The organism is Microcoleus sp. Z1_B2, assembly GCF_036700325.1.
Lineage (GTDB): Bacteria > Cyanobacteriota > Cyanobacteriia > Cyanobacteriales > Microcoleaceae > Microcoleus.
Genome location: NZ_JAUBOQ010000003.1, coordinates 1 through 24,844 on the forward strand (window position 1 = coordinate 1; position 24,844 = coordinate 24,844).

12 protein-coding genes and 1 CRISPR repeat array (1 of these 13 cut by a window edge) are annotated in these 24,844 nt (G+C 48.4%); of the genes, 1 reads left to right on the top strand and 11 read right to left on the bottom strand.

Going from position 1 to position 24,844, the window contains the following annotated elements:
- On the top strand, window positions 1-1,776 hold a 1,776-nt coding region (locus QT984_RS01970), incomplete at its 5' end, for a calcium-binding protein (protein WP_333372966.1).
- Window positions 1,777-1,864: 88 nt separating this feature from the next.
- Here QT984_RS01970 and cruG read toward each other — a convergent pair.
- The 11 genes from cruG to QT984_RS02025 all read right to left on the bottom strand — a co-directional run bounded on the left by cruG (window position 1,865) and on the right by QT984_RS02025 (window position 22,933).
- Entirely contained in the window at window positions 1,865-3,067 is a 1,203-nt protein-coding gene (cruG, locus tag QT984_RS01975) for a 2'-O-glycosyltransferase CruG (RefSeq protein WP_333372969.1), read from the bottom strand.
- A 232-nt stretch (window positions 3,068-3,299) separates the two neighbouring features.
- Window positions 3,300-4,241 carry a gamma-carotene 1'-hydroxylase CruF gene (gene cruF / locus QT984_RS01980; RefSeq protein WP_333372971.1) on the bottom strand — a complete coding sequence of 314 codons (942 nt, stop codon included), beginning with the start codon at window positions 4,239-4,241 and terminating at the stop codon, window positions 3,300-3,302.
- A 249-nt stretch (window positions 4,242-4,490) separates the two neighbouring features.
- Complete coding sequence (locus QT984_RS01985; RefSeq protein ID WP_333372975.1) at window positions 4,491-7,106, bottom strand: CHAT domain-containing protein; 2,616 nt, start codon at window positions 7,104-7,106, stop codon at window positions 4,491-4,493.
- Between the two features lie 119 nt (window positions 7,107-7,225).
- The gene (locus QT984_RS01990) at window positions 7,226-10,123 is read right to left on the bottom strand and encodes a two-partner secretion domain-containing protein (RefSeq protein WP_333372979.1); all 2,898 of its coding nucleotides are present in this window, start codon (window positions 10,121-10,123) and stop codon (window positions 7,226-7,228) included.
- Between the two features lie 65 nt (window positions 10,124-10,188).
- A complete protein-coding gene (locus QT984_RS01995) occupies window positions 10,189-13,080 on the bottom strand; it encodes an S-layer family protein (RefSeq protein ID WP_333372982.1) in 2,892 nt (963 codons plus the stop codon).
- A 65-nt stretch (window positions 13,081-13,145) separates the two neighbouring features.
- Window positions 13,146-16,097, bottom strand: coding sequence for a two-partner secretion domain-containing protein (locus QT984_RS02000; protein ID WP_333372985.1), 2,952 nt, complete (start codon window positions 16,095-16,097; stop codon window positions 13,146-13,148).
- A gap of 106 nt (window positions 16,098-16,203) precedes the next feature.
- Window positions 16,204-16,821, bottom strand: coding sequence for a Uma2 family endonuclease (locus QT984_RS02005; protein ID WP_333052670.1), 618 nt, complete (start codon window positions 16,819-16,821; stop codon window positions 16,204-16,206).
- 237 nt (window positions 16,822-17,058) lie between these two features.
- Complete coding sequence (locus QT984_RS02010) at window positions 17,059-19,224, bottom strand: ShlB/FhaC/HecB family hemolysin secretion/activation protein (RefSeq protein ID WP_333372988.1); 2,166 nt, start codon at window positions 19,222-19,224, stop codon at window positions 17,059-17,061.
- A gap of 615 nt (window positions 19,225-19,839) precedes the next feature.
- Window positions 19,840-20,847 carry a protochlorophyllide reductase gene (locus tag QT984_RS02015; protein ID WP_333052668.1) on the bottom strand — a complete coding sequence of 336 codons (1,008 nt, stop codon included), beginning with the start codon at window positions 20,845-20,847 and terminating at the stop codon, window positions 19,840-19,842.
- A 687-nt stretch (window positions 20,848-21,534) separates the two neighbouring features.
- On the bottom strand, window positions 21,535-22,653 hold the full coding sequence (locus tag QT984_RS02020) for an alkene reductase (RefSeq protein WP_333337758.1): 1,119 nt from the start codon (window positions 22,651-22,653) through the stop codon (window positions 21,535-21,537).
- A gap of 124 nt (window positions 22,654-22,777) precedes the next feature.
- Window positions 22,778-22,933: a transposase gene (locus tag QT984_RS02025; RefSeq protein ID WP_445243092.1), complete on the bottom strand. Its 156-nt coding sequence runs from the start codon at window positions 22,931-22,933 to the stop codon at window positions 22,778-22,780.
- 138 nt (window positions 22,934-23,071) lie between these two features.
- A CRISPR array of direct repeats spans window positions 23,072-24,844; the repeat unit is 37 nt; unit sequence GTTTCAATCCCTGATAGGGTTTTAGGTTGTTTTCGGC (it continues 3,530 nt past the right edge of the window).

Sequence of the window (24,844 nt, forward strand, 5' to 3'; positions counted from 1 at the left end):
GGATTAACCACAACCGAGGCGGGCGGTAAAGCCACATTTACAATCAAACTAGACTCTCAGCCAACAGCCGATGTTGCGATCGGATTAACCAGCAACAACACTGCTGAGGGTACTGTAGATAAATCGTCTGTCACCTTCACCTCAGCTAACTGGAATGTGGCACAAACAGTCACGGTTACGGGAGTAGATGACTTAGTAGTAGATGGGAACGCTGCTTACAACATTGTCACCGCTGCTGCTACCAGTACCGATACTAATTACAGCGGTGTTAATGCGGCTGATGTCGCAGTCACTAACACTGACAACGACACCGCACCCGCGCCCGCACCTGCACCCGCCCCCGCACCGGCCCCCGCACCCGCGCCAAGCTCTGCGCCAACGCCTGCGGAAACACCTGCACCGACACCCGCACCTGCACCTGCACCAACACCCGCACCTGCACCTGCACCCGCACCTGCACCCGCACCCGCGCCAACGCCTGCGGAAACACCTGCACCAACACCCGCGCCAACGCCCGCGCCAACACCCGCACCTGCACCTGCACCCGCACCCGCGCCAACGCCTGCGGAAACACCCGCGCCCGCGCCAACGCCTGCGGAAACACCTGCACCAACACCCGCGCCAACCCCTGCACCAACGCCTGCGGAAACACCTGCACCAACACCTGCACCAACACCTGCACCTGCACCTGCACCTGCACCTGCACCCGCGCCAACACCTGCGGAAACACCTGCGGAAACACCTGCACCAGCACCCGCGCCAACACCCGCACCAACCGTACCAACCCCTGCACCAACACCAACAATAGCGGAAACAGCTACACCGACGCCAACACCATCGGTAACACCCGCACCCACACCAACGCCTGCACCCAATGATGACTGCATCTGCGATGACATTGCCTATCCCAACTTAAACCAACCCAATGCAGTTGAAAACACCATACTTGGTGTATCGGGAATTCAAATAGGCACTGCCCAAAACGATGAATTTCTCGGCAGTAACAACGGCAATATATTCGATGCCAAATCCGGGAATGACAACTTATATGGTGGTGCCAGCAACGACATCTTTAATGGCAACCAAGGCAATGACTTCATCGCCGGAGGCAAAGGTGACGACATCCTCTATGGAGATGGAGGAAACGACATCGTGCTTGGCGAATTGGGCAAGGATTTAATCTTCGGAGGCAAAGGCAATGACTCCCTAAATGGCCGCGAAGGTGATGACATCATTTTGGGTGATAAAGATGATGATTTCATCGATGGCGGTAAGGATAATGACGTTTTATATGGAGGCAAAGGTAACGACATCCTGCTTGGCAGTCAAGGTGATGACTACCTGTTTGGACAGTTAGGTTCAGATACTATCTGCGGCGGTGAAGGTAATGATTTCATCAGCGGTAACGAAGGAGCAGATATCCTGGGAGGGTGCGAAGGAAATGATACTATTTATGGAGGGCAAGATAACGATACTCTCCTAGGCGGGAAAGGTGATGATATTCTTTACGGAGACTTGGGAAATGATAGTTTGATTGGTGGTAGCGGTAACGATATCTTTGTCTTAACAACTGGTCAAGGATTTGATATCATCGCTGATTTTACAATCGGCCAAGACTTGATCGCACTAACCGGAGGTTTGAGTTTTGGTCAGTTAGCCATAACTCAAAATACTCAGGGAACTCTCATCAAAAATGTCTTGACAGGAGAGGAGTTAGGTGTGATGATTGGAGTGAGTGCCAATTCGATTACATCCGCTAATTTCCGGTTGATTTAGGAAATCAAGAAAAGTACGATCGCCCATTCGATCCAAAAGGGCGATCGCACTTCTACCAATTTTAAAAGCTGTAGCAAAAATTTAACGATTATTCATACTTTCTGCCGCGCCACTGAGTAGGCTGATTAAAAGCAGAAATGAGAATACGCAAAAACGCCAGCGGATCGGCTAAAGGTGACAGCCAAAACAGCCATTTACCCGATGCGCCAGTTGTATCGTAGGAAGGTGCGATCGCCAAACACAAAGCCGATCGCACTGCAACCAAAAATACATTCAATCCCAACAGCCAAAAGTGCGGAAATACACCAACCGGCGGCAGCGAACCAAACAGCAAATAGCACAACACAATCGGCACCGGCAAACCTTGAACCGCCAGCAACAGCCACAAATCGCCCCAAATTTGACCGCCAGAAGCAGCATCTTTCAAATCGAGCGATCGACCCCATTCATTCCAAGTCTCGATCGCCCCCTCATACATCCGCACCTTCAACACCTTAGCCCCATCCAAAAAGCCCACCTTAAAGCCCTTAGCAGCCGCATAGCGAGCCAGAGTCACATCATCGCAAAAAGAACCCCTCGCGACCTCATAGCCCCCCAATGCCACCAAAACCTCGCGCTTACAGAGAAAACACTGACCGTTCGCCATCACCCGTTCCGGCACATCCCCGCCAGTCCCCGTCGGCCCGAACCGATAAACCAAAGTCATTAACAAAGCCGGTTGCAGCCACAACTCCCCTGGATACTTGAGGATAAACTGGGGCGACAGCGAAATCAAATCGTAATTTCCAGCTTTCGCTGTTTTGAGCAAACTCGCAATCAAACCCGGATGCGGCACAGTATCCGCATCTATCCCCAAAATCCACTCGCACTTCTCGGAACTTGCCAAAAAACCCGCATTCAGCGCCCACGGACGCCCTACCCAACCCGCCGGCAGCGGATCGTCGTTAATCAAGCGAAACCGGGGGTCTTTTTGTGCTGCTGCTTTGACTAAATCTCCGGTTCCGTCTACCGAATAGCTGTCAACCACGATCGCTTCTCGGAGTTCGTAACTTTGGCGACTTAATCCTTCCAAACAAGGCGAAATGCGATCGGCTTCGTTCAAAGTCGGTACTACCGCAGTACAACTACCCAACAAATCCAGCGTCGGCGAATCCGGTTCCAGGGGCGGGATGCGCGATGGGCCTTTAATCAAACGCGACATCAGAAGGGCTGCAGCGGGCAATTGCAGCAGCAAGAGTGCGACAGCGATGATACTTGTCAGCGGTTGGGAGAACAGGTGAGGGGCGATCATGGGATTTTAGATTTTAGATTTTAGATTTTAGATTTTCAATTGAAGAATTGGGAATTACGGTTGGTGTCAATTTAAAAATTTAATAAAATTTTGACCTCAAACATATTACAGGAATTGGGAATGAAAAAATCGCCATTGAAAAACCCGGTTTCTTGTAGAAACCGGGTTTTTAAACTAGCTCAAAATTTAGTGTAAATTTTTGCTAAATCAGCCGGGGTTGCTCACTAGCAACTCACTTACGCAAAACGCCCACGGGCTCAGGTGGAATTTGGGCCGTGATAACAGATGTCTCCAAAGACGGCATTGTTTCGGTTACGTCACCTGTTGCGGGTTTAGCGATCCAGCTTAACGCGATCGCCGGAACTACACCCAGAAGCACCGCTAGCGATGTCGGGAACCAGAACCGAGAATCCAAGGAAACTACAGTGATAATTGCTCCGAAAGCAAAGTTTACCAAATAAACAATTAAGGGCAAACCCAATTCCGATCGCTCTAATTTAATCGGTGTTTTTCTCCACAAGAAAGCTGCTACAGACATAAATAGCGCCCCCGTACCCATCCAGCCAGCCAAATTGCGGTAAGGCATCCCAAAGAAAGCCCCAAGTTCCTCAAACTCCCAAAAAGGCACAGCAGTTTGACTCATCGCCGGATCTAGTACAAAATCCCAAGCTGTTAGCAGCAAAGCACCAAGGGCGATCGCCCCTATTTGGCGCACCCAGTTGAGTTCACCTTTACCACCAGCTACTCCAGCGCGAGCAATTACATAGGAAACCAGTCCCAGATAAAACCACGAGAGGGGAATGGTAAACGGAACCAGCCCTGCAATTTTGTAGCCCAAACCGCTCAAATAGTGGTAGTGGCCGAAGGGAAAACCCGTACTCGTTCCCAGCAACTCGCTACTCAAGGACAAAAACACAGAAGGCAGTAAAAAAGCCAGAGTTGCACCCCAACCCAACGTCCGCAAGGCATAGAGAGCAACCGCTGCAGCACCAAAGATGATATAAACTACTCCACCCCCAGCCATCCCCCACTGGAATAGCGTTTGCCCTGCTGGTGGCAAACTCATCACCAATTCGGGACGGGGTAAAATCAGCAGCAACCCTGCCAATCCAAAAGCCATTGACAAGACGTGGGCAATTAAGCAAAAGCGCTCAGCAATCAAAAGTTGCTTCATGGGACTCCTCGAAAAAATATTAGATGCAAAAAGCACTCTTAACAGTTTACAAACTTTAACAAAAAACCAACTGCATTTGAGTCAGTTGTCAATTGTCAGTTGTCAATTGTCAGTTGACTGTTGACTGTTGACTGTTGTCCACCGCCCGCCGATGCCCAATGCCCTGAGCAATCTAAAATCTAAAATCTAAAATCTAAAATTGTCAGATGCCCCATGCCCGATGCCCCATGCCCGATGCCCCATCTTAAATCATTGCCAATTCCCCACTAGCACGAAAGGTGCCCAGAAATACGGATTCTGATACTGTGGGTTTTGCAACAGCGTTAATTGAGCGTTGCGGAGGGCTTCAGCTTTGCTGGTTTTAGAAGAAGCCAGTTGCTTGTAAAACTCAGTCATAAAGATAGCTGTAGATTCGTCGTTGACTTGCCAAAGGGTGGCGGCGGTGCTGCGCGCACCCGATCGAATTGCCGCCCCCGCCAAACCCAAAGCCGCGCGGTTATCGCCCGAAGCAGTTTCGCAAGCACTCAAAACCAAAAGTTCGATCGGCTGTTGTCTCTCCCCAGTGCGGGCTCGCAGCAGTCGATCGAACTCCTTAACATTCACTTTCTGATCCCAAGTCACAATAAAAGTATCCGCTGCATTCGAGCTAAACTGACCGTGAGTTGCCAAATGGACGATCGGGTAAGATACTGCTTTAATTCGATCGTGCAATCGCCCGCTGACAAAATCTTCATTCAGCAGCGAACTCGCCGGCATCTCGGCTGCAATTTGCTGAACTTCCTCCTTCACCCCCGGCAAAGCCGAGAAGCCTTGACGCGGTTCCGAGAGGCCAGCGGTGAGCACTTTTAACTTGACTTTGTTCAGCGGTTTCGGTGCCAGCAATTGCAATCCCGGCGCCAAAGCAATGCTGTATTTTTCTACCAAAAACTTTTCACCGTCGTGCAGCACCGCCATCGGCAGATTTCGCAAATAACCGTCGAGCACAAATACCAGGGTTTTAATCCCGGCGGCAGTCAAATCCGCCTCTGCGGGGCGGATTAACCAGTCATAAACCTGTTCAACGGGTTGCCTCCTGTTGCGGGGGAAAGCAGCAGGCCTGATGAGATTTTTGGCTTGTCTGAAGGCAGTTTCCAACTCAGCTTGAGACTTCTTCGTAGCGTAGCGGCGCAGGGGTTTGCCGGGAATTGACAAAATTACCTCCAAACGATCGCTCAAAATAATCGGATAAATCACCGCCGCAGTCGGATCGATTTCCTCGATCGACTTTGGTTTAGCATCAGCGCAAGCATCCCGAAAAAAGTTGTCCAATTCCGCCAACTGCAAAGATTCCACAGTTTGGCGCGCCAGTTTCAATTTAGGTTGGCTGGGAGATTCCTCTTGCAAAAGCAGCCCGACTAATTCCCGATAAACCGGTTCGGCACTTTCCCGAAACGAAAATTGCACTTCGGGATTGACTGTTACCAAATCGCCCCGCAGAGAAGACAATATATTGACAGCTTGAGTATATTGAACGATCGCCCCTTCTGTATTTCCTTGAGCTTTCCGAATCCGTCCCAGTTGCCAAAACAATTGGTAAGCAATATCGGGAGATTGAAAAGCCGGTGCTAAACTCAAAGCCTCGGTTGTGAGATTTTCTGCTTTCTGATACTGCTGTTGGATTTCCGATAGTTTGCCTTTTGCTGCCAGAATATAAGCTTGTATTCGTCGATCGCCCAAACTGTTTGCTCCTTCGACAGAGCGATCGAGCATTGTGTCAATATCGCTTAAACTCAAAGTTTTCGCAGGCGACTGAGCTAATTTCATCAAGCTTTGAGCTAAATTAATTTGAGCGTAAAGTCCGGCGCGATTCGAGCCAAATTGATCGGTTTGAGATTCGAGAGAACGCCACAAAGCCTCTGCTTCCGACCAATCTTGGCGATCGACTAACAAACTCAATTGATTTAACTTTGCCTGAATTTGTAGGGGCGATCGATCCGGCATCGCCTGGATCGATCGACCATAATACTCTAGGGCAAAGCGTTCCCAATCCGCCCGCTGTTCTGGTGTCAAACCCGGTTTATTGCTTTTAGCCCGTACCGTATTGCCCAGATTAAGATAAATTGCAGCCTCCTCTGGCCGGCTACCTAATTTTTGGGCTGCTTCGAGTCCAAGTGACAGCACATCCTGCGATCGTTCCAGTTGTCCCAAAACCCGCAATACCCGCCCTAAAGCATGAATTGCCCGGACTTGTTCGAGAGAAACAGATTCATTTTTCAAAGTTTCCAAACCCGCTGCGGAAACTTCGCAAGTTTGGTTTTCCAGCTTGAAAGAAGCTAACATCATTTTGCAAGCCCTGGGGTAAAGTCCGAGAATTTCCCAAGCCCGACTTTGATTAATTTGAACTTGAAAAAGTTGGTTCTTTCTATCAATTTGCTCGAAAATTTTAGCAGCTTGCGTCCAAATCTCGATCGCATCTTGAGTCTGCCCGCGTTCAAGTTGCAACTGTCCTTGAATGTTGAGAGTTTCAGCTAAAATCCGCTGCTGTTCGGGAGTTTTGGCTTGGGTTCGCACAGCCGACAAACTCGAATTTACAGCTTTTTCTGCTTCTTCCCAAAGCGCCAACTGCCCGTAGGTTGCAGCTAAATTGCTCAAAGCTGTGGCGCGATCGAGATTTTCGCCTTTTGCCTCAAACTGCGCCGCCGCTTGCTGCAACAAAGGTACAGCTTCCGAAAAACGTTCCTCTTGGTACAGAGTTCGAGCTTGTCGAACAAGCTGCACCGCTGGTGGTGGATTAACCTGAGCAATTCCAGGAGGAATCGCAATTGCTAGCAGACAGGAAATCACAAATAACAGAATTACTTGTCGGAGCGATCGGGTAAACTTCATAGTTAGAAAATAAAATTACAAGCGCAGACACACCTACTGATTAACCCAAATACATCTTATTTTTGATCTGCGTTAATCCGCGTTAATCCGCCTACATCTGCGGTAAAAAAAACCTAATTTCAACGCGGCACACAAACAGAACTAGGTCGAGGATTGCGAGAGTCAGCAGCATTACCCGGATTATATCCAACAAGCATAACTTCTCCTTGAGCATTCACCACCCAACCTTGCGCCGGCACAACTTCGCGATCGGGGATTTCTCCTTCTTCCTTCTTCTTCCCTCGATCGGTTACATCGGTTAAACCCTCTACATTCGTTGCCGAACTTCCTGCCTCTTCCACCCAATTAAACTGGCTAGAATTGCTGCTGAGGGCATCATTGGGACTGGGTGGCACTCCTCCTTTCCCAGTGACGGTAAATGCGCTCTCGGCCTCTTGCGTGCAGGGATTTGCCGCAATTAACGCAGCCGAATCGACCACATTTTGCGGCAGTTCCACTAAACCTTGAGCCGGATTCACTCCAGAAGCACTAAATGTTACAGTACCTTGCAAAGCCGGGCCGCTACTTTGGGAAATCGCCGCAATATCACTGGTAGGATTTAGAGAAGTCGGACTTACTTGCAACGCTGCAAATTGAGCATCTGTTAATCCCAAAGTCGCTCGAACCTGTTCGCGAGTGACTGATGTAAACCCGAAAACATTGGGGACATTAATATTAACCCGCCCACCTTGGGCCGATCGCGCATTAGCCGTAATATCGCTATTTTCGTTGGGAAGAGTAACCAGAATATCGCTTTTAATGTTGATATTGCCGCCGTCGGCAGCGCCCGCATCAGTGGTGATGCGGCTCCCCCGGCGCAATTGGATGTCGCGCGATCGCAAGTTAATATTAGCCCCGATACCCGATACAGTCGTGCCGTCAATGCTGCCTTTGGTGGTGAGGGCGATCGAATCTGCGACAACATTGATGCTGCCAGCCTCCCCCGTTCCATAACTCTGGACGCTAACCGCTGCGCCGTCTCGGACACTCAACCGGCCCGCCGCAATGCTCAAGCTTCCCGCCGCACCAGATGGAGGTTGCAGCCCCAACAAAGTCTGGTACAGCAAATCTCCCGAAGCTGTGCCGATGCTGCTGGGAAAGATCCCGTCTCTGGTAGTTCCGGCTATTTCCATCGATTCCGAAGCAGCGACAGTCACATTTCCCCCTTGTCCCTCACCCAAAGTTGAGGCTCCGATAGCTCCTCCGTCTCGGACAATCAACCGTCTGGCATTCAACGTCACATCACCGCCTTTGCCGCCCCCAGCCGTTCCCGCAGCGATTAGACTTCGGGAAGGAATTTCGCCCGGTGCGGTGCCGATCACTTCCACCGAGTCTGAAGCGTTGACGGTGATGTTGCCGCCGGGCCCCCCCGCAGGAATCACCTGCTCTGCAGTTCTCACCCCGCTCGAAGAAGTGATGCTAGCCCCTGCTTCGACGCGCAGGGAGCGGGTGTTAATTTCAATGTTTCCTGCCCTTCCCGTGCCGCCAATACTGTTAGCGGCTAGAGCCGTACTCAGGGGGCTATCCGATCGCTCTCTCGCTACTATTACCGAGTCAGAAGCTCTCACGCTCAGATTTCCGCTGTTCCCGGCACCAAAAGTCGAGGGCGAGATAATGGCTCCGTCGCTGACACTCAGTTGACCGGTTTCGATAGCGATACTGCCTGCATTTCCGCTGTTAAAAGTTGTGGTGAACAGCCCGGAGGCGTTGATTTCTACCGATTCAGAGGCTCTAATTGTCACACCAGAGCCGTCTCCGGTACCGAGTGTAGGGTTGAGTATTGCCGATCCGTCTCGGATAGTTAATCGTTTGGTGTCGAGCGCGATATCCCCGGCTCTGCCGGCACCGAGGGTTCCGGTAATGATGCTGCTTTCGCGGGAGGCGACATCTGGCGGCTCTTGTGCTGCACCCGGCTCGAGAATCCGTCGCCGAAAGTTCTCAAATCCTATTCCCTTGAGTTCTATATTCTCGGCGGTTCGGACATCGATCGGGCCTCCGGCTCCGCTTCCGGTAGTGGTGGAGCCGACAAAGGCTCGATCTAATAGGCTAAAGCGCACTGCTTCGATATTGATGCCGCGGCCGTCAATGCTTCCCAAGGTATCGGAGACTAGGCTCGATCGATCGCGCAATGTCACATTTCCTCCCCGGAGTGCGATCGCGCCTCCCCCTGGCCCGCTAGCTGTCACCGCCGATAAACCTGATAATTCAATGTTGCCAAAATTGGCAACATTTGTATAATCTAAACCTAATCCTATGGGCGTGATGCTAAAGCTTACTACACCCGGACTTGCCACACTTCCTAATTGAATGTTGCCACTAAAAGCGCTGGCAAAACCATTGTTAAAAATTAAATCTCCTCCCACCATTGCTAAGGTTTGACCGGGAGGAACTGCTAAACCTACGGGGATTGTTGTGCCTTCAATAACTTGGGTAACACTGGAAGAGTTGACAATTGTGCCAGGATTTTCTCTAAAGCTTAAACCCACAGGAATATTAATCGCTAACAATGGCACTGCATTAGAATTAGCTGCACTAAATTCAAACCCATTATCAAAGAGAACGCCGCTACCAGTAGAACCGATAAATGAGCCTCGCAAATCTAACCGAGCATTGGGGCCAAAGACAATCCCTTTGGGGTTAATTAAGAATAAATTGCCGTTTCCCAAAACTCCCAGAGTTCCTAAAATATTAGAAGGGTTGCCACCAGTAACGCGGGTGAAGATGTTGGCAATTCCGCTGGGATTGGCAAAATATGCTCCCCGCCCCTCACGGATGTTAAATTCGCGTAAACTGTGAAATAGGTTAACGCCGCGAGTTGCACCGCCTTCTATTCTATCTGAGGGTAAGTTATTAATCGTGTCGGGAACTGTGCGCGAACTTTCTGCACCCAAGCTGCTATCGGGGACAATTTGGGCGACGGCGGGGATAGGAAACAGCAGTAAAAATGCAAAAAATAGGGCGGAAGATTGGCGGGGCATCTTTTAATTCCTGTTAATTTACTCTTAGGAAAATACCGACGGGTTAGCTAAAAACTGAAGAGTACCTATTGAGGTACGCAAACACCCGTCCGTTTCGGACTGCGAAGAGATGCACCATTACTTGAATTATACGCTACCAGCGTTACTTTTCCTTGCTCATCTATTACCCAACCTTGAGCGGGAATAATTTCTGTTGGCCGCATTTCTATGGATGGTCTTTGGCTTTCTACTTGCTGACTTACACCTACCGCTGGTTCCACCCAATTAAACTGGCTATAATTGCTGCTGAGAACATCATTGGGACTGGGTGGCACTCCTCCTTTTCCAGTGACTGTAAATGCGCTCTCGGCCCCTTGCGTGCAGGGATTTGCGGCAATTAACGCAGCCGGATTGGCCACATTTTGCGGCAGTTCCACTAAACCTTGAACAGGATCAACTCCAACAGAACTAAATGTTACGGCTCCTTGCAACGCCGGGCCACCACTTTGGGAAATCGCGGCGATGTCGCTGGTAGAAATTAGAGAAGTTGGATTTACTTGTAAGGCCGCAAATTCAGCATCAGTCAGTCCTAAACTACTTATAGCTTGTTCGCGGTTAATTGCTGTCAAACCAAATATATTTGGTACATTTACCGTAACTTGACCGCCCCTAGCTGTGCGAGCATTAGCAGTAATATCACTATTCTCTCGCGGTAAAGCTACCAAAATATCGCTGTCAATTCTGATATTACCGCCCTCAGAAATACCTGCATCTGTTGTAATTCTGCTACCGCCCCGCAACTGGACATCTTGCGCCCTGATATTAATATTTCCACCACCGCCTGCGTCAGTTGTACCGTCAATACTAGCTTTATTATCCAAGGCAATTGAGTTAGCTACAATGTTAATATTGCCAGCCCTTCCCGTGCCTAAAGACTGAACATTAACCACTGCACTATCCCGGAGAATCAATCGATCGGCATTCAGATTCAACGAACCCGCATTTGCCGTAGCATTGGGATTGACAAAATTCAGCGCCCGGCCAGCCGAAGCCTCAATTCTACTGCTGAACTGACCGCTATTCCCACTGCCTTGGACTTCTGTGCGATCGGCATCAATTGTAATATCTCCCGCATCTGCTGCACCCAAAGAAGCCGCAGTAATAATACCTCCATTTCTTAGAGTGAGCATGGGCGTAGAGAGGCGGATATCTCCACCCCTACCAGAGCTTGTACTTTGAGTAGCCAGAGCACTTGGTGCGAAGCTCGCACTCCCCAAAACTCCAGACACGCCGCTCACTTCTATAGACTCTGAAGCTCTCACAGTTAAATTTCCTCCAGCCCCCCCACTGGTAGAAAACACGTTTTCACCAATAATCGCACCAGTCGATAAACTAATTGCAGCTCCATTAGAAACACTCAGCCGCTTAGTGTCGATCGTAATATCCCCGGCTTTCCCATTCCCATCGAAAGAGTTCGTGCCGAGTACAGTTTGTGCCCCATTTCCAGGGAGACTCCCCGACAATTCTACAGATTCATTCGCTTTAATCGCGATATTCCCCGATGCTCCATCATTGCGGCTAATACTGACGAGATTGGAGCCATCGCGCAGGATTAACCGTTGTGCGTCAACAGTTATGCTGCCGCCAGAGCCGGTACTTTCCGTCGTTGTGCCGTTATTGATCGCAGAACTGACGACATCAACGGTGTGAGCACGGATATTCAGATTTCCGCCATTTCCTGCACCCAGGGTGCCGGTACCGCCCACTACCCCATCGCGCAGCAGCAGCCGTCCGGTGTCAATGTTAATGTCTCCGGCGGCTCCCTTGCCAACAGTACCAGTGATTAGAACAATTTGCGGGTCAAAAGGATTGAGCGTTCCTGATGCCAGAAATTGGCTGTAAAACCGCTGATAGCCTTCAGTTCCCAACCCGATCATTTCTACTGACTCAGTAGCGTTGATGTTGATATTGCTCCCCTTCCCATCTCCCACTGTCGGGGTGAAAATTTGTGACCCTCTATCTACTCGCAAGTTTTGAGCATTGATGTCAATCGCTCTACCATCAATATTTCCCAATGTCAGTCCATAAATTCCCGAACTACTGACGGTAACATTTCCACCTCTGATGTCAATTTTTCCACCTCCTAATCCGCTGGTGTTTATAAATGCACCGTTCATTTCTATATTGCCGAAGTTCTGAATATTTCCGTAGTTTAAATTCAGACCTAAAGCTGTTGGCTCAAATTGCACTAAACCTGGACTTTTCACACTTCCCAGTAATATTTGTCCGGTATAAGCTGTTAAAATTCCACCTGGGATTTGAATGTCTCCGCCAATTAATGCTAAAGTTTGGCCGGGGTCTACTGCTAAACCAAGTTTGTTAGAAACAGGAATTTCTACGGGCAAGGGCGGTAAGGTTGGTGTGGGGCCGATTGCTTGGGAAGAGTTAACAATTGTGCCGGGATTTTCTCTAAATCTTAAACCCACAGGAATATTAATCGCTAACAATGGCACTGCATTAGAATTAGCTGCACTAAATTCAAAGCCATTATCAAAGAGAACGCCGCTACCAGTAGATCCAATAAATGAGCCGCGCAAATCTAACCGAGCATTGGGGCCAAAGACAATCCCTTTGGGGTTAATTAAAAACAAGTTACTGTTTCCCAAAACTCCCAGAGTTCCTAAAATATTAGAAGGGTTGCTACCAGTAACGCGGGTGAAGATGTTGGCAATCCCGTTAGGACGGGCAAAATATGCTCCCCGCCCTTCACGGATGTTAAATTCTTGGAAACTATGAAATAAATTTACTCCGCGAGTTGCACCGCCTTCTATTCTGTCCGATGGTAAGTTATTAATCGTGTCGGGAACTGTGCGCGAACTTTCTGTTCCCAAGCTATTATCGGGGACAAATTGAGCGACGGCGGGGAAAGGAAACAGCAGTAAAAATACAAAAAATAGGGAGGAAGATTGGCGCTGCATCTTTGAAGTGTGGTTAATTTAATATTATAAAAATAGCGAGGGATTAGCTAAAACGTGAAGATTACTTATTGAGGTACGCAAACACCCGTCGGTTTCGGACTGCGAAGAGATGCAACACCACCAGCATTATAGGCTACCAGCGTCACTTGTCCTCGATCGTCCATTACCCAACCTTGAGCGGGCATAATTTCTCTTGGCCGAATTTCTATGAATGTTCTTTGGCTTTCTACTTGCTGACTTTCACCTACCGCTGGTTCCACCCACGGAAACGGCGAGGGAGCGCTGCTGAGAACTTCATTAGGACTCGGTGGCACTCCCCCCCGACCAGTCACAGTAAACTCGTTGTCGGCCCCTTGGATGCAGGGATTTGCCGCAATTAACGCAGCCGGATTGACCACATTTTGCTGCAGTTGCACTAAACCTTGAACCGGATTAACTCCAACAGAACTAAATGTTACGGCTCCTTGCAACGCCGGGCCACCACTTTGGGAAATTGCGGCGATGTCGCTGCTATTAAGCAGAGATGTAGGACTTACTTGCAACGCTGCAAATTCGGCGTCACTGATCCCCAATCTGTTTCTGACTTGTTCGCGACTCGCTGCTGTAAAGCCGAAAACATTGGGGACATTGATATTGACGCGGCCGCCGCCTGCTGTGCGGGCGTTGGCTGTGATGTCGCTGTTTTCTTGCGGGAGGGCGACAAGAATGTTGCTGTTGATGTTGATATTGCCGCCGTCAGAAGTGCCTGCATCGGTGGTAATTTGGCTGTTGCGGCGCAATTGGATGTCTCGCGCTTGCAGGTTAATATTTGCTCCAGTACCGGATACAGTCGTACCGTCAATACTCGCTTTGTTATCAAGAGCGATCGAATTTGCGACAATATTGATATTACCAGCGCGTCCGGTTCCCGTAGCCTGTACCGTGACTGTAGCTCCATCTCTGACAATTAGTCGATCGGCATTCAGATTCAACGAACCGGCATTTGCTGTAGCATTAGGATTAGTACCAAATATCTTGCCCACGGAAGCATCAATTGTACTGACAAACAAACCATTATTTCCGCTGCCGCTGACTGAAATGCGATCGGCATTAACAGTAATATTCCCCACATCTCCAGAGCCCAAAGAACTCGTAGAAACTATCCCCCCATCCCGCACAGTCAGGCTGGGCGTATCAATCCGAATATCCCCACCCCGACTCGAACTCAAAGTTCCAGAAGTCAGCGCGCTAGCATTCTGAATTCCGCTGGTCAAAACTTGAGAAATACCAGAAATTTCTACTGATTCACTAGCCCTAACAGTTAAATTTCCCGCAGGCCCGCCCTCCTGAGAAAACAAAAACCTGCCAATTAAAACACCCGTTCCTAAAGTAAAAGCAGAACCATCAGAGAGAGTCAACCGCTTCGTATCAACGTTAATATTCCCCGCCCTTCCGTTAGAACCGATACTCAGCGTGCTGATTCCAGTTGACACAACAGTTCTCGGGCCGGTGTTAGACAATTCTACTGATTCAGCAGCTTTAATGTTGATATTCCCCGACGGGCCACTGCTGTAGCTGGTGGTACCCAGAAGAGAACCGTCGCGCATAATTAATCGATTGACATCAACACTAATACTTCCTCCCGCACCGGTACTTTCTTTAGCCGTCCCGTTGTTAATTCCAGAACCCACCATCTCAAAAGTATTGGCGCGAATGATTAAATTCCCGCCCCTTCCACCGCCAAAAGTGATACCGCTACCTACTACGCCATTGTTGAACAGCAGGCGGCCAGTGTCGATCGTAATATTCCCCCCCGAACCAGCACCAGCACTAGCATTAAACAGCACAAATAGCGGGTCAAAGGGGTCTGCGGTTCCCGATACCAGATACTTAATTACAACTTGTTGATAGCCATCAACTCCCAGCCCGCTCATTTCTACAGAATCAGCAGCGCGCAAGTTGATATTACCTCCTGCACCATCTCCGAGAGTCAGGGTAGAAAATTGCGTGCCGTTTTGCACTCGCAAATTTTGGGCGCTGATATCGATACCTCTACCATCAATATTTCCCAAAGTCAGCGCATAAATCCGCGCACCGCTAAGGGCGACATTTCCACCTTTTAACTCTACTCTGCCACCCCCAATACCGCTGGTGTTAATAAGTGTTCCATCGGCTATTTGAATATTGCCAAAGTTTTGAAGATTGTCATAATTTAAAGTTAAATTTCCCTTTTCCCCCGCTGTCATTGCAAAATTAACTAAACCTGGACTCGCTGCGCTACCGAGTAAAATTTGTCCGCCGCTGGCGGTTAAATTGCCGCCTGGGAGTTGGATGTCGCCGCCAATCAGTGCTAAAGTTTGACCTGGTTCTACTGCTAAACCAACTCGATCGCTAATTGGGATTGGCACAGCAGAGGCTGGCAGGTTTACCTTTCCTAAAGCCGTCGATTGGTTGACAATTGCACCGGCATTGTCTCTAAATCTTAAACCAACGGGAATATTAACGGTTAACAGCGGGGATGTTTGCGGGTTTGTGCTGCTGAATTCAAAGCCGTTATTAAACACAATACTGTCAGCCGTTGAACCAATAAACGAACCGCGCAAATCTAACCGCGCATTCGGCCCGAATATAATTCCTTTTGGGTTAATTAAAAATAAGTTACTGTTGCCTAAAACTCCCATAGTTCCTAAAATATTAGAAGGGTTGCCACCTGTAACGCGGGTGAAGATGTTGGCAATTCCGCTGGGATTGTCAAAATAAGCTCCCCGCCCTTCACGGATGTTAAATTCGCGCAAACTGTGAAAGAGGTTAACGCCACGAGTTGCGCCGCCCGTGATTCTATCTGAGGGTATGTTATTGATAGTATCGGAAACAGTCCGCGAACTTTCCGGGCCCTGGGTATTATCGGGAATGATTTGGGCAAAGGTTTTCGAGGGAAATAGCAATAAGAAAACAAACAGTAGGGAATAACTTACGGGCGGCCAAAATGCCCAACCCCTACTCCCCACAATAAAATCTAGTATTTGTGGAACAGGCATCTTGCCTGTTTTTGAGAATGGTAAAAATAGTAAACAGTAATGGAATGGAGGCATAAAAACACTCTTTCCAGGATAAATTTTATCAATGTAATCTCATCTCGTTTCTCTAAATGTTTTGAATTTGGCTGCTGAGTACAAGTTGCTCGACTGTGATTTCTAGTTCGGGAAAAGTTTTAGACATAATGCGCTCATTACCTGTAAAACTTTGAACTAAATAACTGCCATTTTCCAACGAGTAAACGAAAACTGTGGGAATTTTGGGATTTCCTAGATAAGCCCTAGAAGCGATCGCTAAATAATCCACAATCCAATACTCATAAATGCCGAGCCTTTGATACTCATCTAGCTTATCCACATAGTCGTCTTCCCAGTTAGTTGAGGTAACTTCTACTGCTAATTGGATAGGTTCGGTAAGAGCTCCGTAGCCACGTACATTACTGTTCCATACTGATGCCTTAACCACGCCAACATCAGGATTTCTGCCTTGTTCTTGTCCTGAAGCTGTGACAGTTCTCAACACTATATCTTTGTCAACGATATAGTCAAGCCCCAAGCGATCGCTTTCTCTGTCGAAAGACTTAACAAGAAATCGTGCCACATTTTTATGAGCTCTGGTTGCTTCCACTTTGACAATCTCTCCATTTACAAGTTCGTAGATGCCCGATCCGTCTGGGTACTTTTCGAGAAAATCTGCAAATGTTAGTTTAGTTTTTGTCTGAACCATAAGACAAGCCCTCTTTGGTTAACTAGATTTTAGATTTTAGATTGAAGGAGAGCAGGGAATTATATCAAATCCGGTAGCATCGCAATTATTTATCTCTCTGTTCTCGGACTCTGTGTTCTCTGTGTCCTCTGCGGTTTAATCATTCCAATGAAACCGGAATTGATATTAGCTAACCTATATTTAGTCCTCGGTTAAGGACTGTCGCGATTAGACGACTTTAATCGCCGACAGAATTAGCTAGAAAGCAAAGTAATTAATCCGAAAGTATAAGCCTTTTTCCTGCAAAGTTCGATCGCCCGATCGAGCATTAATCAAAGGAATACCATAGTCTAGACGCACATTCAACCGATCGCCCATCTGCCAAACTAAGCCCAAACCCGCACCCAGAAGTTTATCCGACTCAGGATTCGGCTTTTCCTCCGACTGGTTCCACCCTAGCCCAAAATCGATAAACGGAGCCACTTGCAACAATCCTTCGACTTCCGGGACACGCCAAACCGGAATTCGCACTTCAGCAGACGCGATCGCACCGCTATCAGTTAACAGCAAATCTTGGCGGTATCCGCGCACGCTTTGAACGCCACCGATCCCAATTTGTTCCAGGGAAAGCAGGGGGCGATCGGCTAATTGAATGTCGGAACGCACAATCAGCAAGGTTTCTGGCGCTAACAGCCGCACGTACTGGGCTTGTCCGCGCCACGCCAGAAAACTGCTGTCAGGGCCGCTATCGTTCGCAGTAGCGCCGAACAGATTAGTGCCGAGGGAGAATTGCGATCGCGCCGCGAACACTTGGTTGGAACTGCGCTGCACGTATTCTTGAAAAAACCGCACAGCCGAAACCCGCGTTTCACCGCGATCGTTTGCTCCCGCCGAAAGCGCAAATCGTTCCCCCGACAGGAATGTATCGCTTTCTTGCCGCGAAAAACTCAGTCCCAAAGCCAAAGTGCGATCGGGCTTTTCGACAATCGGCTGGCGGTAAGTTAACTCGTAAGTCCGCGATTTCCCCTCGATTTGGGCGCGATCGAACGGTTCCTCGATGATATTAGTGCTAGCAGCACTCGCCGCGAACCCAATCGTGCCGTTGCGCGCGTTGACGGGGACTGTGTAGCTGCCGTTGAATTCATTGCTGCCGTCGGTGTTAGCATAAGATACCTCTAATCCGTCGCCCAAACCGAGCAAATTTGCTTGATTGATGCGAACACCGCGCCGAAAACTGCCGACGCTGGGCGATCGATTGTTGTCTGCGAACACTTCAGCGCTAAAGCTGTCTGCTTCTTTGACGCGCACTTCTAAGCGGCTGTTTTCCGGGCGGCTTCCGGCTTGCAATTCGGCGGAAATATTGCCAATTAAGGGGTCGAGTTGCAGCATTTGCAAGGCTTCCAGCAAGCGAGATCGGTTGAGGGGCCGTCTGGTGGCGCGTTCAAGGCGCGATCGCACGTAATTTGAATTTAAGCGCCTGTTTCCAGTAATCTCAATTTCATCTAATCCGCCTTCGACAATCCGCATTTTCACCACACCTCCTTCTCTCGGAAAGGTTTGGTTGGCGGGAATTACAGCGCCGGAATTGATGTATCCGGCGGCTACATATTTTTGAGTAACGGCTGCTTCGGCTGCGATCAGTTCGGCAAAGGTGATTTCGCGGCCGGCAAACTGTTGCGTAACTTCTGCGAGTTCGCGATCGCTAAAAGCTGTGTTGCCCTCAAATTCAAAGCGATCGACCCTAATTGTACCCATAATCCCCGGTCTATCATCGCCGGGAACAGGTGTTAGCGGGGTTGGTTGGAGGGGAGATGGCGGGGGAGGTTCCGGTGCTGTTGGTGCAGGTAATTCCGGCTCTCTGGGCTGAATTGGGTTGGGCAGTTGACTGAGTTGCAAAGGTCGATCGATACCCAAATCGGTTTTTTTTCGGTCAATCTTTTCTTCTAGCTTTTGATCTGAATTAAAAAGCTCGGTTTCTTGAGTTTTTGTGCTGAAAGTGCGATCCTCTCCGAGGGCTTCGCTAACGGGCTGAGATGTTGCACCCTTGTCAATCAGCCTTGTACCGGCGGGCACGATGCCCACCCCACAATCAAACTCACTCGTTGTGGAACAGGCATCTTGCCTGTTCTTGAGAATGGTGTAAGATGTCACATCGACTGAATTTGCCGCAGACGGCGGTAAGTCGGGAGTTTCCGCAGCCACCGAGTGTTCTGATTCAGCGGGTAAATGCGTCTTGTCGTCAGCGGTGGCTAAGTCTTCGCGACTGTCAAGATTAGTGTCGCCTGCGCTGCTAACTGCTGCCAAATCCTCAACATTTGAGGTCAAAATTTCAACTGTGCTAGCGGAGGTTTTTGCTGGTTTTGCCAACAAAACTAACCCAAAAATTCCAGCGAGTAAAAATAGTTTTTGTGAGGGACCAGCCATAGGATATAATTATTATCTCGCTTAAGTGGGGGAAAATATTTTCAGGAAGTCAGCACCCTCAAGTAAAAATCAATCTTAACAGCAAAAAAGGAAACAGCCGTCCCAGACCACAGTTTCGCAACTGCTACAAACCAAAAGGTCGATCGACGGCTGTTCATTTCCCAAGACTTACGCTTCAATCGGGTGATTATCCGAAAAAATATCCTGTAAGTCGATCGTAAACAGTAAAAAAAACCAAATTTTTTGGTTGCAAAACCTACACTTTCATGCTAACGCAGAGAGCAGAATAGTCCTGGACGCCAGGGTAAACCAGAAACGCGCTACAACTGAGATATGGCACCCTTCTCAATAATCTTTTTATGAACAGGCAAGATGCCTGTTCCACAATAAAATTCATCTTTTGTGGAACAGGCATCTTGCCTGTTCTTAAGAATAGTGCAAGATGTGAGTTACAACCCGCAGAGCCACTAAAAAACCCGCTTTCTTTGATTTTGGTGCATCATACCAAATCCGACTTTAATACCCCCTTTATTATTGAGTCAGCGTCTACCCACATCCTGTGCGTAGACGCCGTTTCAACCGCCAAGCCCGATAAAGGGGGTTTGTAACTTTGAATTATGCAGACCGGCCCGCACCAGCCGCAGCACCCATTTGAGCCCCGTCAGTCAATCCCACCAACTTAGCGCTCAACTCCCACATCCGCTCGCCTTTTTCATCATCGCGGGCCTGGGGAGAAACCTTCTGTACAAAAGACTTACCATCTTTTTTCTGGCGGTTCCCCCAACTCCAATAAGCCCCAGATTGCTTGTATTCTGGATCGGCAACCACCATCGCCAGCCTTTCCCCCGCCAACTCCTGCGACACGTAACCCCCGGTGATATTCTTCTGAAACAGCGGGAACAGCTTCTGAAACAAAGGATAGTGGTTGCGGAAAAGCGGCGTATCCGCAACGCATCCCGGATACAGCGAAGTGAAAGTAATCCCCGTGGATTCGTGAAAGCGGCGGTGCAATTCCCGCATCGTCAGCACGTTGCAAACTTTGCTATCTTTGTAAGCCTTGACGGGTTCAAACTTCTTGCCGTCAACCATCGAAATCGGATCTTTGAAACCCGCTTCAAAACCCTCAAACTTGCCTAAATCCGGGCGCGGCGGAATCTTCCCGCCCAACTCGTCTGGATTGTGAGTCACGGTTCCCAAAATCACGATTCTCGCATCGGAATAATAGGAAGGCTTCATATTTTCCATCATCAGGTTGCACAGCAGGAAATGACCCAAGTGATTGGTAGTCATCGTCAACTCATAACCCTCCGGGCTCCGCAGCGGTTCCTTAATCAAAGGCATATAAATGGCCGCGTTGCACACCAAAGCGTCCAGAGACCTGCCGCTGGCCTTAAATGCGCGAGCAAACCTACGCACGCTCTCCAAATCGCCCAAGTCAATCTCCATGATGGAGAAACTGCCTTCAGGTATGCCCAACTCTCGCGCGGCATCTCCGGCTTTCCGCACGTCCCGACAGGCCATGACTACGTGCCATCCCTTGTCTGCGAGAGCTTTCGCGCCGTACAAACCGACGCCGGAGGAAGCGCCGGTAATGATAACCGTTGATTTGTGATTTTGTGCCATCTTGTTAAAAGCGCTTCCGCTATGGATTTTTTTCAGGCACTCAAACCCTGAGCTAGCAGCTTGGATGTTTTGAAGTACCCTATGGTTATTAGGATATGGGGAAACGTTCTCGATCTCAACTGGGAACCTCTAACTTTTGCAGCCAAGCTAGAAATTGGAGGCCCGAGACTGCGAGGCAGGGGGCAGGAGGCAGGAGACGGGAGGCAGGAGCCATAAGAAGTGTTTTTACAAATAATAAATACTCGTTTTCAACGGGGGATGAAAATTAAATATGAGTCCAACTCCGCCTCTTATTTGGATAAATCAACCATACATCTTTTATATCATGTCCAATCGATTGATCGCGATTAAAGACCGGGGCGGGTTTACAGATTTTCCCGTTTCTATTCAATATCTTGGCTCACGGCCCCCTACAGGAATCATGGTTAATTGACCGGACATGATATTAGGGGCGGGTTGACAATTACAGCATATTCGGTGGTTCGTGAAGTACACTATAAAGCTCTATTGTTGGTACATTGTTATGTAGGGTGCGGATCTGCTCATGTTTAATGAAACTTGCAGATTGACTGGTGGATCCGCACCTTACTTACGACAAGGTTGTGTGTACCGCATATACATGGAATATGCTGTATCTATGATGCACATACTCGGTATTTATTGATAAACCCGCCCCTAAAAACTCAACTAAGAAATAGCTTGAGATTCCTGATAGGTAGGGAAATCGATATAACCTTCAGGCCCAAAAGAATACCAGACGCCCATTTCAGCAGGCGGATTGAGCGGCCAACCATTAGTAAAACGCTCTACCAAGTCAGGATTGCTGATAAAATTCCGACCAAAAGCAATTAAATCCGCAAGTTTGCTGCTCAGGGCAGTTTCAGCCTGTTCTTGAGTATATCCGCAGTTGCCAATGAGCGGCCCTGTAAACACATCGCGAAACTCTCCTATCATCATCGGCGTTCCCAATTCATGAAAGCCAAAAGCCAGACCATCTACCAAGTGAAGGTAAGCTAAATCATAGGCATTTAACTGCTCCGCGAAATACAGAAAATCTTCTCGATAAGTGGGAGAACCCATATCATTGAAATTACCGTTGGGAGACAGTCTAACTCCCACTCGGTTTGCCGGAAATACTGTGATAATCGCCTCTACAATTTCCTTAAGAAAACGGTAGCGGTTTTCAACTGTGCCGCCATAGGAATCTGTGCGGTGATTGGTTTTGGTTTGCAGGAATGTGTCAATGAGATAGCCGTTTGCCGCGTGAATTTCTACACCGTCAAAACCTGCCATCTTAGCTCGTTCCGCCGCCTTGCGATAATCTTCTACAACCAGGGATATTTCATCGGTTTCTAGAGCACGGGGAGTTTCGTAGGGTTGTTTGCCTAGAGGTGTATGAATGCCCTCTCCGTTTATTTTGATGGCAGACGCTGCAACTGGCAATTGATTGTTTTGATGAAAACTGCTGTGGGAAGCCCGCCCAGTGTGCCAAAGCTGCATGAAAATCGGCGTTTGGTGGGCATGAACCGCAGTCACAATTTGTTTCCAAGCCTCGCCTTGCTCGTCTGAATAAATACCGGGGGTATTGAGCCAACCATTAGCTTGAGTAGAAACCACTGTGGCTTCTGTAATGATTAAACCAGCGGAGGCTCGCTGAGTGTAATACTTGGCCATCAAGGCGTTGGGCATCCGCGCTTCACCGGCTCTGGCTCTCGTCAGGGGTGCCATGACTACTCGGTTTTTTAAGGGTAAATCTCCGATTTTGAAGGGACTGAGTAGGAGTGGAGAAGTTGTTTGATTGGTCATAATTTTGAGGTTTTGTCAACTGAAGAATCTGGGAAATCATATTTAGCAACCGCTGGTGTTATGCTCCCAGGCGCAAGACATCCAAGGGTCGCGAAAATGTAAGCAATCAAACTCATCAAGCTGTTTACGAATTTGATTTTTTAGCCAAGACTCTTTTTTGTTCAATTTTGTTAAACTCTGGAGAGTATGGCGGTAAATATAATAGTCTACACCGTGCTGTTTGAATCAATTCCTGAATCCGACTACTTTTATCAAATGTGAGATTATCCATGAGCACCACCTGTGCTGTGGCAAGTGTTGGAAGTAAATTTGTTTCCGGCGAAGAAGGAGTCAGGAGTCAGGAGTCAGGAGTCAGGAGAAGAATACCCTCTTTCCTCCTGTCTCCTCCTCTGCTGAATACTGCTGAATACTTCCGAAAGTTTCAATCCCTGGTAGGGTTTTAGGTTGTTTTCGGCTCCACCGGAATCGTCGATCGTTTCCGTTGTTTCTGTTTCAATCCCTGGTAGGGTTTTAGGTTGTTTTCGGCACTTCTGCCCCCGCTGCAACCGCAAAACAATGCACGGTTTCAATCCCTGATAGGGTTTTAGGTTGTTTTCGGCTTTTGCCGAACCCTAGGGTTCTCCACAAAACTTTAGAGCTGAGTTTCAATCCCTGATAGGGTTTTAGGTTGTTTTCGGCATTACCCATATAAATCATTACTGCTACCAGAGGAAAGTTTCAATCCCTGATAGGGTTTTAGGTTGTTTTCGGCTGGGTAGAGTTGCCAGCAAAGAGCAAGAAGCTAGCGTTTCAATCCCTGATAGGGTTTTAGGTTGTTTTCGGCTTAATTAGCTCCGCTTGAAATGTGTCCCAAGCAACTTGTTTCAATCCCTGATAGGGTTTTAGGTTGTTTTCGGCTTGCAAGTTACTGCCAGAGCGAATTCGGTGAATCTGCGAGCACTGCTGTTTCAATCCCTGATAGGGTTTTAGGTTGTTTTCGGCGAAAGGAGCCAGCCGAGCCAGCACCAGCAGCCGCGTTTCAATCCCTGATAGGGTTTTAGGTTGTTTTCGGCTCAGAGCCAACCAAACGAATATCAGTTGCAGTTATAGTTTCAATCCCTGATAGGGTTTTAGGTTGTTTTCGGCGAAGCTATATTGATCGAATACCGGAAGGATCTTGTTTCAATCCCTGATAGGGTTTTAGGTTGTTTTCGGCGAGATAGCCCTATTGCTAAGCATTTGAGGGATTTCAGGAGGCAAGTTTCAATCCCTGATAGGGTTTTAGGTTGTTTTCGGCCTGCGATCCTAGTCTCACTAATTGGAGAGAGATTAGGTTTCAATCCCTGATAGGGTTTTAGGTTGTTTTCGGCTGATTGTTCCTTTGCAGTAGAGGGTGTTGCATTTCGCGTTTCAATCCCTGATAGGGTTTTAGGTTGTTTTCGGCGATAAATGCTGATTTTATTTTCTTCAAACTTTTCGCTGTTTCAATCCCTGATAGGGTTTTAGGTTGTTTTCGGCGGGAAATACGCCAGCAAATTAGCTAAAACTATGGTTTCAATCCCTGATAGGGTTTTAGGTTGTTTTCGGCGATTTACGAATACCTCAAGTTTGGCGGCAAACAGTTTCAATCCCTGATAGGGTTTTAGGTTGTTTTCGGCATGAGGCGGTTATGGGTTATTTGCGCGCACTATCAGACAAGTTTCAATCCCTGATAGGGTTTTAGGTTGTTTTCGGCGAGACGCTTTTGGCGTACAGCAGCAAACACCCCAGTTTCAATCCCTGATAGGGTTTTAGGTTGTTTTCGGCTTGGCAATTCAGCTCGATCGCCCGCACAATCGGGCCGGGTTTCAATCCCTGATAGGGTTTTAGGTTGTTTTCGGCGCGAGTCTGGCGATATTCACCGGAAACAAATAAAAGTTTCAATCCCTGATAGGGTTTTAGGTTGTTTTCGGCCTGTCGGATCTTCTTGGCTGAGTTTTTGGATTTTGTTTCAATCCCTGATAGGGTTTTAGGTTGTTTTCGGCACCCGCCGAGCAGGGCGGGCGCTAGCAGGGATTAGTTTCAATCCCTGATAGGGTTTTAGGTTGTTTTCGGCTAACGGCGGAAGTATCGCGATCGGTTCATTTGTGACTGTTTCAATCCCTGATAGGGTTTTAGGTTGTTTTCGGCTCAATAAAAGAATCATAAGCAGTGAAAAATAAAGCATAGTGTT